This is a genomic window from Brevundimonas sp., from assembly GCF_027484365.1.
GTDB lineage: Bacteria > Pseudomonadota > Alphaproteobacteria > Caulobacterales > Caulobacteraceae > Brevundimonas.
Genome location: NZ_JAIXTC010000019.1, coordinates 1 through 11611, shown reverse-complemented (window position 1 = coordinate 11611; position 11611 = coordinate 1). Strand labels below are relative to the sequence as shown.

General features: G+C 66.8%; 10 protein-coding genes. 6 read left to right on the top strand and 4 right to left on the bottom strand.

All coding sequences use genetic code 11. From position 1 onward, the window contains the following. The first annotated feature begins 84 nt into the window (after window positions 1–84). The 4 genes from Q0044_RS09420 (at window position 85) to Q0044_RS09405 (ending at window position 3513) form a co-directional block, all read left to right on the top strand. The gene (locus Q0044_RS09420; protein WP_298161734.1) at window positions 85–1617 is read left to right on the top strand and encodes an acyl-CoA carboxylase subunit beta; all 1533 of its coding nucleotides are present in this window, start codon (window positions 85–87) and stop codon (window positions 1615–1617) included. 5 nt (window positions 1618–1622) lie between these two features. Beyond that, window positions 1623–2669, top strand: coding sequence for an RES domain-containing protein (locus Q0044_RS09415; protein WP_298161733.1), 1047 nt, complete (start codon window positions 1623–1625; stop codon window positions 2667–2669). Next, window positions 2647–2994 carry a low molecular weight protein tyrosine phosphatase family protein gene (locus tag Q0044_RS09410; RefSeq protein WP_298161732.1) on the top strand — a complete coding sequence of 116 codons (348 nt, stop codon included), beginning with the start codon at window positions 2647–2649 and terminating at the stop codon, window positions 2992–2994. Before Q0044_RS09415 ends, Q0044_RS09410 begins: the two co-directional genes overlap by 23 nt. Window positions 2995–3168: 174 nt before the next feature. Further along, window positions 3169–3513, top strand: coding sequence for an endonuclease domain-containing protein (locus tag Q0044_RS09405; protein ID WP_298161731.1), 345 nt, complete (start codon window positions 3169–3171; stop codon window positions 3511–3513). 445 nt (window positions 3514–3958) lie between these two features. Here Q0044_RS09405 and topA read toward each other — a convergent pair whose 3' ends face one another. The 3 genes from topA to plsY all read right to left on the bottom strand — a co-directional run bounded on the left by topA (window position 3959) and on the right by plsY (window position 8428). Further along, on the bottom strand, window positions 3959–6607 hold the full coding sequence (gene topA, locus Q0044_RS09400) for a type I DNA topoisomerase (RefSeq protein WP_298161729.1): 2649 nt from the start codon (window positions 6605–6607) through the stop codon (window positions 3959–3961). A gap of 103 nt (window positions 6608–6710) precedes the next feature. Further along, window positions 6711–7793, bottom strand: a complete 1083-nt coding sequence (dprA, locus tag Q0044_RS09395) for a DNA-processing protein DprA (RefSeq protein WP_298161727.1) — start codon at window positions 7791–7793, stop codon at window positions 6711–6713. Next, the gene (gene plsY, locus Q0044_RS09390; protein WP_298161726.1) at window positions 7790–8428 is read right to left on the bottom strand and encodes a glycerol-3-phosphate 1-O-acyltransferase PlsY; all 639 of its coding nucleotides are present in this window, start codon (window positions 8426–8428) and stop codon (window positions 7790–7792) included. The genes dprA and plsY overlap by 4 nt, the downstream gene beginning before the upstream one ends. A gap of 126 nt (window positions 8429–8554) precedes the next feature. On the opposite strand from plsY, the gene Q0044_RS09385 reads away from it, so the two are divergent. Continuing rightward, complete coding sequence (locus Q0044_RS09385) at window positions 8555–9475, top strand: glycerophosphodiester phosphodiesterase family protein (RefSeq protein ID WP_298161723.1); 921 nt, start codon at window positions 8555–8557, stop codon at window positions 9473–9475. Window positions 9476–9496: 21 nt separating this feature from the next. Here Q0044_RS09385 and gatB read toward each other — a convergent pair whose 3' ends face one another. Further along, window positions 9497–10999, bottom strand: a complete 1503-nt coding sequence (gene gatB, locus Q0044_RS09380) for an Asp-tRNA(Asn)/Glu-tRNA(Gln) amidotransferase subunit GatB (RefSeq protein ID WP_298161722.1) — start codon at window positions 10997–10999, stop codon at window positions 9497–9499. Between the two features lie 100 nt (window positions 11000–11099). Here gatB and Q0044_RS09375 point away from each other — a divergent pair, with 100 nt between their 5' ends. Continuing rightward, a complete protein-coding gene (locus Q0044_RS09375) occupies window positions 11100–11423 on the top strand; it encodes a hypothetical protein (RefSeq protein ID WP_298161721.1) in 324 nt (107 codons plus the stop codon). Window positions 11424–11611: the final 188 nt, after the last annotated feature.

Sequence of the window (11611 nt, the reverse complement as noted above, 5' to 3'; positions counted from 1 at the left end):
GCGCCTCCGCGCATGGGGAGGAGACCTCGACAGCTTGCCACCCCGCGCCGCCGCTCCTAATCCTCCCTCCAAGGAGCACCCCCCATGAAAGCCATCCTCGACCAGCTCGAAGCCCGCCGCGAAGCCGCGCGTCAGGGGGGCGGCGCCGCCCGCATCGCCTCGCAGCACGCCAAGGGCAAGCTCACCGCCCGCGAGCGGATCGAGGTCCTGCTGGACGAGGGCTCGTTCGAAGAGACCGACATGTTCGTCGAGCATCGCTCGCACCAGTTCGGCATGGAAAACCAGCGCGTTCCCGGCGACGGGGTGGTCACCGGGCGGGGGACCATCGGCGGCCGTCTGGTCTATGTCTTCTCCAAGGATTTCACGGTCTTCGGCGGCTCTCTTAGCGGCGCGCATGCGGCCAAGATCGTCAAGCTCCAGACCATGGCCCTGACCAACGGCGCCCCGATCATCGGCCTGTTCGACGCCGGCGGCGCCCGCATCCAGGAAGGGGTCGAGAGCCTCGCCGGCTATGCCGACATCTTCCTGCAGAACACCCTGGCCTCGGGCGTCATCCCCCAGATCAGCGTCATCATGGGGCCGTGCGCGGGCGGCGACGTCTATTCGCCGGCCATCACCGACTTCATCTTCATGGTGAAGGACACCTCCTACATGTATGTGACCGGCCCCGACGTGGTCCGCACCGTCACCAACGAGGTGGTCAGCCACGAGGACCTGGGCGGCGCCCGCGTCCATGCCGGCAAGTCGGGCGTCGCCGACGGCGCCTTCGAGAACGATCTGGAGGCCCTGTCGGAGGTCCGCCGCCTGATCGGCTTCCTGCCTTTGTCGAACCGCGAGAAGCCCCCCGTCCGCGACAGCTACGATGATCCGGACCGCGACGAGGCCAGCCTCGACACCCTGGTCCCGGCCAATCCGAACCAGCCCTATGACATCAAGGAGCTGATCCTGAAGACGGTCGATGAGGCCGACTTCTTCGAGATCGGGGCCGATTTCGCCAGGAACATCGTCTGCGGCTTCGGCCGCCTCGACGGCCAGCCGATCGGCATTGTCGCCAACCAGCCCCAGGTCCTGGCCGGCGTCCTCGACATCGATTCCAGCCGCAAGGCCGCCCGCTTCGTCCGCTTCTGCGACGCCTTCGGCATCCCTCTGGTGACCTTCGTCGACGTCCCCGGCTTCATGCCCGGCACGCGCCAGGAGTACGGCGCCCTGATCAAGCATGGCGCCAAGCTGCTGTTCGCCTATGCCGAGGCCACGGTGCCCAAACTGACCGTGATCACGCGCAAGGCCTATGGCGGCGCCTATGACGTGATGAGCTCCAAACACCTGCGCGGCGACGTCAACTACGCCTGGCCCTCGGCCGAGATCGCCGTCATGGGCGCCAAGGGCGCGGTCGAGATCATCTTCCGCAAGGAGGCCGGCGACCCGGAGGCGCTGGCGGCGCGGGAAGCCGAGTACAAGGAAAGGTTCGCCAACCCCTTCGTGGCGGCGGGGCTGGGATACATCGACGATGTGATCATGCCGCATGGCACGCGGCGGCGGCTGATCCGGGCGCTACGGACGCTGAAGAACAAGTCGCAGACGAACCCGTGGAAGAAGCACGATAACATTCCGCTGTGAGTTCGATGAACGAGGCTCCGCTGTGTTCGAGATGTTTTGGCGATCAAGGACTGCGGCTTCTTGCAGAGTTCAATCGCGAAGCGACCGGAGCTAGGTGTCTTCAATGCGGAAGCGACGAGGGCCGCGCGCTCGACGTCAGTGCTATTCGCCAACTAGCGTATAGCTTCTTCGTACAAGGTAGCGTCATCCGAACGGATTTCGGCGGCGCACCAAGGCTTCAGATCAACGATCAGCGAGACGTTGAAGTGCGCTTCGGGGAGCCATTGGCATCCGATATGGACCTCATCACTAAGGCCGCCGGCATCGGCGTATTTCACTACGGCCCGCGCCTTTGGATGATTGGCGAGATTGAGCCCCTGCAAGCTCTCCAGAGTGGGGATAGGGATGCGATTATCCAACGCATCCTTGCGGAGTATCCATCTGTCTCGCTCGAGCCTGGAGAAAAGGTGTACCGGCTTCGAGTGAATCCGCACGAGCCAGAAAATGCGAGGGAATACGATGCACCTCCTCCGGCATTGGCCAAGGCGGCTCGCCTAAACCCGGAGGGTAGTCCCACACTCTATGCATCACCCGACCTGCAAGTATGCCTTCACGAGTGCCGAGTATCGGCGGAAGACGACATCTACGTTGGAACACTTGAGCCAACTGAGCAGCTCAAAATTTTAGATCTCACTGAAGTGCTGCCTGAAACCTGTACCGAGTTCGAGAGCTTGGACATGGCCGTTCACATGCTTTTCCTAGCGCGCTCCCATGCCTATCCAATTTCCCAAGCAATTGCGGCAGCCGCGCAAGACGCTGGCTTCGCAGGCGTACGGTTTCCCTCCTACTTTAGCCTTATGAGAACCGGCGGGATTCCGTTTGAAACGACCTTTGGCCTTGCGCATCGGTTGATACCGACGCTGCGTGATCAAGAGAGATCAAAGATCGTGGAAAACGTCGCGATTTTCGGTCAGCCGGTCGACGATGGTCGGTTGGCGGTGACGAGCATAAATCGATTTGTGCTCAATCAAGTTGTTTACGGCGGCTATTTTGGCCCGGTGCAGTTCGACTAACCTGACCGACCTCCTCTTCCTCTGCTCCCGCAACCGCCTCCGCTCGCCGACGGCCGAGCAGGTCTTCGCCGCCTGGCCGGGGGTGGAGACGGCGTCGGCCGGGCTGGCGCCCGATGCGGACGAGCCCTGCACCGATGAACTGGTCGAATGGGCCGACATCATCTTCGTCATGGAGCGCGCCCATCGCTCGCGGCTCCAGAAGCGGTTCCGCAAGAGCCTGAAGTCCGCCCGCGTCGTCTGCCTCGACATCCCCGACGACTACGGCTTCATGCAGCCGGAGCTGGTGGCCTTGCTGGAGAAGAAGGTGGGGCCGCATTTGCGCTGACGTCGCCCTTCTCCCCTTGCGGGAGAAGGTGGCAGCCGAAGGCTGACGGATGAGGGGTCGTGCCGGCGGCTCGAGTGAGGGCTGAACGCGCGCTGACGTTCGATGTCGGCACGACCCCTCATCCGCCCCTCCGGGGCACCTTCTCCCGCAAGGGGAGAAGGGTTAAGATAACCTATGGGTGAATGGCTCCGTGATCGCGCGAAGGAGATGCGGCGGGAGCCGGTTCTCTATGAGCGCCGTTTGTGGAAGCTGCTGCGGGATCGCCGGCTGGAGGGCCTGAAGTTCCGGCGACAGGTCGTGATCGGTCGCTACATCGCCGACTTCGTCTGCCTCCGTCATCGTCTGATCGTCGAAGCAGACGGCCCGACGCATGACGCCAGTCTTCCCGATATCGAACGCGATGCCGTCCTGCGTGAACAGAATTTCCGCGTGCTACGGTTCGCCAATGCGGACATCGAGAACCGGCGGCACGAGGTTGTCGCTGCCATTCTCGCTGCCGTGAGCGGCGATCCTGGTTGAAAGGGCCCTTCTCCCCCTGCGGGAGAAGGTGGCTGAGCGAAGCGAAGTCGGATGAGGGGTCGCGCTGACGTCGAAGGTCAGCGCCGGCTCAACTCACTTCAGCTGCCGGTACAACCCCTCATCCGTCAGCCTTCGGCTGCCACCTTGTCCCGCAAGGGGAGAAGGAAAATCAGGCCATACCCATCAACACATCGTCCAGTTCCGCCTTTGAAATCAAAGCCCGGCTCTGACGAGACGCCTTTTGTCCATCACGCCCTGAAACGCCCCCATACTGATCCCTTTCGTGCGGAGGGGATCATCATGGGCGGACGCATCGGACGCATCGGACGCTTCGGACGGTGTTTTCGCGTTCGGGCCGGCGGGACTCAGTGGACGACCTGCACTGAATTCTCCGGAGTCCCGAAGACCGGGACCCGCCGGCCGGAGCCGGCGGGGACCCTGAGGACTACTCCGCCGCCGTCTGCTTCGCGGCGGCCTTCTTCGTGGCCGGCTTCTTCGCGGCCGGCTTCTTGGCTGCGGGCTTCTTCGCCGCCGCGGCCTTTGGCGCCGCCTTCTTCGCCGGGGCCTTCTTGCCCTTGGACGGGGCGGCGAGGGCGCGGGCGGCCAGAAGGGGCACGGCCACCTCCATGGTCATGTCCTCGGGCGCCGTGCCCTTGGGGATGGTCGCGTTGATCTTGCCCGACTTCACATAGGGGCCGAAGCGGCCGGCCATGACGTGGACCGGTTCGCCCGTCTCCGGGTGGGCGCCCAGGTCCTTCAGGGGCGCGACGGCGGCGCCCCGGCCCTTGAACCCGCCGGCCCGCTTCTCGGCCAGCAGGACCACGGCGCGGTTCAGGCCGATCTCGAACACCTCGTCGATATCGGCGACATTGGCATAGGTGCCCGCGTGCAGGATGAACGGCCCGTAGCGACCCAGGCCCGCCGTGATCGGCTTGCCGTCCTCGGGGTGGTCGCCGACCGGACGCGGCAGGCCCAGCAGCCGCACCGCCTGGTCCAGCGTCAGGGACGCCGGGCTCCAGCCCTTGGGCAGGGAGGAGCGTTTCGGCTTCTCCTCGCCCTCGACGGCGGTTTCGACATAGGGGCCGAACCGCCCGATCTTGAGCTGCACCGGCAGGCCGGTCACCGGATCGACGCCCAGCTCCCGGTCACCGCCCTCGACCCCGCCGTCAGCCGCGTCCGGGGCCGCCACGGGCCGGGTGAATTTGCAGTCGGGATAGCGCGAGCAGCCGACGAAGGCACCGAACCGGCTGGTCTTGAGGCTCAGCTGGCCCTGTTTGCACAGGGGGCATTCGCGCGGGTCCGAGCCGTCTTCCTTCATCGGGAAGATGTGCGGGCCCAGGCTCTCGTTGAGGGCGTCGAGGATGGCCGTGGTACGCAGCTCGCCCGCCGCCTGGGTCGCGACATGGAAGTCGGTCCAGAACTCGCGCAGCAGCACCTTCCAGTTCAGCTCGCCGGCCGAAACCTCATCGAGGCGCGTCTCCAGGGCCGCGGTGAAATCGTATTCCACCCATTTCCGGAAGAACTGTTCCAGGAAGGCCGTGACCAGCCGTCCCTTGTCCTCGGGATAGAAGCGGTTCTTGTCCATGCGGACATATTCGCGGTCGCGCAGGGTCGTCAGGATCGAGGCATAGGTCGAGGGCCGGCCGATGCCGAGCTCTTCCAGCTTCTTGACCAGGGTGGCCTCGGAGAAGCGCGGCGGCGGCTCGGTGAAATGCTGTTCGGTGCGGATCGCCTCGACCCGGGCCTTCGCGCCTTCCTTGAGGGCCGGCAGCCGGGTGGAATCGTCGTCCTCCTCGGACTCGGCGCCCTTCTGCTTCTCGTCGCGGCCTTCCTCATAGACGGCGAGGAAGCCGTCGAAGGTCACGACCTGTCCGGTGGCGCGCAGGCCGGTCTGGCCGTCGGGCGTCTCGACCTCGACCGTGGTCCGGTCCAGACGCGCGGCCTCCATCTGGGAGGCGACCATCCGCTTCCAGATCAGCTCATAGAGGCGCTGCAGGTCGCTCTCGAGCCGCAGGCTGTCGGGGCGGCGGGCGATATTGGTCGGGCGGATCGCCTCGTGCGCCTCCTGGGCGTTCTTGGCCTTGGTCTTGTAGTAGCGGGCCTCGGCCGGGACGAAGGCGGGGCCGAAGGTCTCGCCGATGACCTCACGCGCCTGGGCGATGCCCTCCGGCGTCGTCTGGACGCCGTCGGTCCGCATATAGGTGATCAGGCCGCCGGTCTCGTCGACGCCCTCGTACAGTTTCTGCGCCGCGCGCATGGTGCGCTGGGCGTCGAAGCCGAGCTTGCGCGACGCCTCCTGCTGCAGGGTCGAGGTGGTGAAGGGCGGGGAGGGGAAGCGGCGGACCGGCTTCTTCTCGATCGATTTGATGGTGAAGTCGCCGGCGTTGATGGCGTCGCGGGCGGCGAAGGCCACCGCCTCCGACGGGATGTCCAGACGCTGGATCCGCTTGCCTTCATGCTTGACCAGACGCGTCGTGAAGGGCGGGCTGTCGGCGGCCAGATCGGCCTCGATCGACCAGTATTCCTGGGCCTTGAACCGCTCGATCTCCATCTCGCGATCGACCACGATCCGCAGGGCGACCGACTGCACCCGACCGGCCGACCGGGCGCCGGGCAGTTTGCGCCAAAGCACCGGGGACAGGGTGAAGCCCACCAGATAGTCCAGCGCGCGGCGGGCCAGATAGGCCTCGACCAGTTCCATGTCGAGCTGACGCGGATTGGCCATGGCCTCGAGCACGGCCGATTTGGTGATGGCGTTGAAGGTGACGCGCTGGACCTCGGTGTCCTTCAGCGCCTTCTTCTTGGTCAGGACGTCGAGCACGTGCCAGCTGATCGCCTCCCCCTCGCGGTCGGGGTCGGTCGCCAGGATGACGCGGTCGGCCCGTTTGGCGGCCTCGGCGATTTCGGACAGGCGCTTCGACGCCTTGGCGTCGACCTCCCATTCCATGGCGAAGTCCTCGTCAGGCTTCACCGACCCGTCCTTCGACGGCAGGTCGCGAACATGGCCGTACGACGCCAGAACCTCGAAGTCCGGGCCGAGGTACTTATTGATGGTCTTGGCCTTTGCGGGGCTCTCGACGATGACGAGATTCATTACGGCTCAGTCTGGGAGGAGGGGTGTGGAACGTGGTCAGGGTTGCGAACCCTGTCAACCGACCAATCTGCACGGGCCGTCTGCGGGGAGGCCTGTGTCCTGTCTAAAGGGAGGCCGATCCGCCCGGAAGCAGGGTCGCCCGACCAACGAGGCTCAGTTCCAGCAGGGCGGCGGCGACCTCACCGATCGGGGCCTTCAGCGCCCGCGCGATCTCGTCGCGCGGCGTCGGCGTCGGGGACAGGAGATCGGCGACCCGGTCGAGAAAGGCGGCATCGATCTCGTCCGGCGCGCCGTCGAAGGGATGGTCGGCCGGAGGCTCGCGGAGGGTTCTCAGGGTCTCGAAGGCGCGGCGCACGTCGTCGACGCCCTCGCACAGGATGGCCCCCTGACGCAGCAGCTCGTTCGGCCCCTTCGAGCGGGGATCCAGCGGCGACCCGGGCACGGCGAAGACGTCGCGCCCCTGTTCATTGGCCAGGCGGGCGGTGATCAGGGACCCCGACCTCAGTTCGGCCTCGACGACGATCACGCCGCGTGAGAGGCCCGAAATGATCCGGTTGCGCCTCGGGAAGTCCCGCGCCTGGGCCCGCGCGCCCATGGGGCTCTCGGACACCACGCAGCCCTGCTCGACGATCTGGTCGTAGAGGCCGGCGTTCTCGGACGGATAGACGTCGTCGACCCCGCCGCCCAGAACGGCGACGGTGCCTGTTTCCAGCGACCCGGCATGGGCGGCCGCGTCGATGCCCCGGGCCAGACCGGAGACGACGACGAAACCGGCCTGACCCAGCTGTTGGGCGAGGCCGCGGGCGATCCTCTGGCCGCCCGCCGAGGCGATCCGGGCGCCGACGACGCCGACGGCCTCTCTCGACAGCAGGGCCGTATCGCCGCGGGTCCAGAGCAGGGGCGGGGGCGGATCGACGGCGGCGAGCATCGGCGGATAGGCGGCGTCGCCGAGCACCAGAAGCACGGCTCCGGCGCGGTCACCGGCGGCCAGTTCCTGTTCGATCTGTTCGACCGGCGGCAGGCTGTAGCCGTGGCCGCCGCCTTTCCGGATCAGGTCGGGCAGGGCGTCCAGCGCCCGTTCCGCGCTGCCGAACCGGTCCAGAAGCTGGCGGAAGGAAACCGGGCCGACCCGCTCGGCGCGCGCGAGGCGCAGGCGGGCGAAGCGCTCGGTTTCCGGAAGGCTCACGTCTTCGCGGCGCCGATGCGCGGTTCGGCCCCCTTCAGCAGGCGGCTGATGTTCTCATGGTGACGGATGTAGATCAGGACGGCCGTGACGATCGCCAGCACGAAGATCGGCTGGGGCGCGGGCAGGCCGAGGGCGGGCAGGGGCAGCAGGGCGTAGACTGGTGCGACGGCGGCGGCCACGAGCGCCGCCAGGGAGGAGTAGCGCAGGGTGAAGGCGACGATCAGCCAAGTCGCTCCGGCCATGAGGCCCAGGGGCCAGCAGGCGGCGATCAGCAGGCCGAAGAAGGTCGCGACGCCCTTGCCGCCCTTGAAGCCCAGCCAGACCGGAAACAGGTGGCCGAGGAAGGCCGCGCCGCCCGCGATGGCGCCGGCGACCTCCGATCCGAACAGGTGGCGGGCGATCAGCAGGGCGGCGGCGCCCTTGCCCGCATCGAGCAGGAGGGTGGCGAGGGCAAGGTCCTTACGGCCGGTGCGCAGGACATTGGTCGCGCCGATATTGCCCGAGCCGATGTTGCGCACGTCGCCGGCGCCGGCCGCGCGGGTGATCAGCACGCCGAACGGAATGGAGCCCAGCAGGTAGCCGCCGACGGCGACGGCCGCGAGCGTGCCCAAGGCTGGCACCACAAGATCCTGCACCCGATTCTCTCCCCGTGTCCGTTGGCGGTGAACATGCGTCGGCCCGCAGGCGCGGGCAAGGGATGGCCTGTCTTACGCCTGTCCATCTTGAAGGTTATGAGGGTGCTCCGATCGTACAGGTTGCCCATGACCCGCTTTCTCGCTCCCGCCCTGATGACCGCCCTCCTGGCTTCCGGATGTGCGGCAACGCCGATGCGGAGCGCGTCGGACACGCCGGCGCTCGCGGCCTATTTTGATTGCGTGAGACAGGGCGGCGGTGTGGCGATCTCGGCGCACCGGGCCCAGTCGGCCGATGACCAGCCGGAAAACTCCATCGCGGCCATCGAGGCGACCGGTCGGGCGATTCCAGGGGCGATCCTGGAGATCGATGCGGCCCTGACCCGCGACGGCAGGCTGGTGCTGATGCACGACGAGACGATGGAACGCACCTCGACGGGGACGGGTCGGGTCGCGGATCTGACCTTCGCCGAGGTGCGGACGGCGCGGCTTGAGGCGACCAACGGCGATGTCACCGATGCGCCGCCACCGACGCTGCAGGAGGCCCTGGACGCCGCCGGCCGGGTGGGGGCCATCGCCAGCATCGATCTGAAGCCCGCCGATGAAACGGCGACCATCGCCCTGGCGCGGGCCGTGATCGCCGAGGTACGGGCCGCGGGCGCCGGGGACCGTGTCATCCTGATCACCTATTCGCCGGAGACGGCGCGCGCCGTGGCGGCCCTGGCACCCGAGATGATGATCTCCGCCGGCCTGAACGACGTCGGCGATCTGCAAGGCCTGAGTGCGCCGCAAATCCTGGCCTGGACCGGCACGCGGGAAGCGCGGCCGGCGCTTTGGCGGTCCCTGGCCGAGGCGGGCGTCGAGGCCCAGTTCGGCACGCTCGGCGCGCCCGGTCGGCGGCTGGATGACCAGTATGCGGCGGACGGCAACCCGTCGGAATACCGCGACCTGTTCGACCAGGGCGCGGTGGTGATCGCCACCGACGCGCCCCTGGTGGTCAGGACCGTGCTGGCGGCGCAGGTCGCCGCCGCCGCCCGTTGTCCGCGCTGATTGCGGGCGGGCCCTGTCCCGTCAGAGCCCCAGCTTCGCCTTAAGGATCTCGTTGACCGAGGCCGGGTTGGCCTTGCCGCCCGTGGCCTTCATCACCTGGCCGACGAACCAGCCGAGGGCCTGAGGTTTCTCGGCGACGGCGGCGGCCTTGTCGGGGTTGGCGGCGATCAGTTCGTCGACGGCCTTCTCTATGGCGCCGGTGTCGTTGACCTGGACCAGGCCGCGCGCCTCCACGACGGCGCGGGGCGAGCCCTCGCCGTTCCAGACGTGGTCGAAGACTTCCTTGGCGATCTTCGACGAGATCACGCCTTCCTCGATCAGGGCGACCAGTTCTGCGACATAGGACGCGGGGAGGGGGCTTTCGGAGAAGTCCTTGGCAGCAGCGGCGAGGCGGGCGGACAGTTCGTTGGTGACCCAGTTGGCGACCAGTTTCGCGTCACGGCCTTTGGCGGCCTTCTCGAAATAGTCGGCCTTGGCCTGTTCCGAGATCAGGACGACGGCGTCGTACTGCGACAGGCCGTAGTCGGCCATCAGCCGGCGGCGCTTGGCGTCGGGCAGTTCGGGCAGGTGGGCCTTGATGTCGTCGATCCAGGCCTGTTCCAGCTCCAGCGGCAGCAGGTCGGGGTCGGGGAAGTAGCGGTAGTCATTGGCCTCTTCCTTGGACCGCATCGAACGGGTTTCGCCGGCCGTCGGATCGTAGAGGCGGGTCTCCTGGATGATCTTGCCGCCGTCCTCGAGGATCTCGATCTGGCGACGGGCCTCGTAGTTGATGGCCTGGGAGATGAATCGGAACGAGTTGACGTTCTTGATCTCGCAGCGGGTGCCGAGGAAGCTGAAGTCGCCGGTCGCCTTGAACTTCTCATAGTTCCCGGCGCGGCAGACCGAGACGTTGACGTCGGCGCGCAGGTTGCCCTTCTCCATGTCGCCGTCGCAGGTGCCGAGATAGATCAGGATGGTGCGGATCTTCTTGACATAGGCGACCGCCTCTTCCGGCGAACGGATGTCGGGGCGCGAGACGATCTCCATCAGTGCGGTGCCCGCACGATTGAGGTCGACATAGGATTCGGTCGGCGACAGGTCGTGGATCAGCTTGCCCGCGTCCTGTTCCAGGTGCAGGCGCTCGATGCCGACGTTGAAGAAGGAGCCGTCCTCGGCCTCGACCTCGACGACGCCTTCGCCGACGATGGGGAAATAGAGCTGCGAGATCTGATAGCCCTGCGGCAGGTCCGGATAGAAATAGTTCTTCCGGTCGAACTGGCTCTTCCTGTTGATCGCAGCGTTGAGGCCGAGGCCGGTCTTCACGGCCTGTACGACGCAATGTTTGTTCAGCGTCGGCAGCATGCCGGGGAAACCCGCATCGATCAGCGACACCTGCTCGTTCGGACCCGCGCCGAAGCCGACGGCTGCGCCGGAGAACAGCTTGGCCTTCGAGGCCACCTGGGCGTGGATTTCCAGGCCCATGACGATTTCCCAGTCGCCGGTGCGGCCCTGGATCAGTTTCGAGGAGGAGAGGGTGTCGGTCATCCGGCCTTCCTAGCGCCGCGTGCGACGCAGCGAAAGTTCCTGTCTTGAGCCTGTCGCGATTTGCAGGTCATCTGGTGAACCCATCCTTCCGGAGCGTTCCATGATCAAGTCCGTCCTCGCCGCCGCTGCCCTGGCCGCCGTGTCCACCGCCGCGGTCGCCCAGACTGCTCCCCCCACGAACCCACCCGCGCCGGCGGCCGCCGCCGCCCTGCCGACCATCAACAGCCCCATCAAGGACCTGCTGGCCAATCCGGCCACGGCCGCCGTGCTCGAGAAACACCTCCCGGGCGTCTCACAGCATCCGGCTCTGCCGCAATTCCAGGACTACACCCTGGCCGAGGTCGCTCCGATGTCGGGCGGCGCGGTGACCCCGACGATCATCGAAGCCATCGACGCCGATCTGAAGGCCCTGCCGACCCAGTGAGGTCGGGGCGTCTCCTCCCTGTTCGTTTTGCGACAGGGAGGAGATGTGCGTCATCGCTCCCTGCCCGTCGGGCGGAAGTTGCGGGGAAGTCGACGGAGCCCGGGCGGTCGCCCGGAACCGATGAGGCCCCCTGCTTTCGCGTTACGGGGACCGGATGAGAATTTTCGGCTCGCGCCGGGGCTCCGTCG

Excerpts from the sequence above, each read along its gene's own strand:
- Q0044_RS09420 (WP_298161734.1), top strand. The coding sequence starts at position 85 with ATGAAAGCCATCCTCGACCAGCTCGAAGCCCGCCGCGAAGCCGCGCGT.
- Q0044_RS09415 (WP_298161733.1), top strand. The coding sequence starts at position 1,623 with ATGAACGAGGCTCCGCTGTGTTCGAGATGTTTTGGCGATCAAGGACTG.
- Q0044_RS09405 (WP_298161731.1), top strand. The coding sequence starts at position 3,169 with ATGGGTGAATGGCTCCGTGATCGCGCGAAGGAGATGCGGCGGGAGCCG.
- topA (WP_298161729.1), bottom strand. The coding sequence starts at position 6,607 with ATGAATCTCGTCATCGTCGAGAGCCCCGCAAAGGCCAAGACCATCAAT.
- Q0044_RS09385 (WP_298161723.1), top strand. The coding sequence starts at position 8,555 with ATGACCCGCTTTCTCGCTCCCGCCCTGATGACCGCCCTCCTGGCTTCC.
- gatB (WP_298161722.1), bottom strand. The coding sequence starts at position 10,999 with ATGACCGACACCCTCTCCTCCTCGAAACTGATCCAGGGCCGCACCGGC.
- Q0044_RS09375 (WP_298161721.1), top strand. The coding sequence starts at position 11,100 with ATGATCAAGTCCGTCCTCGCCGCCGCTGCCCTGGCCGCCGTGTCCACC.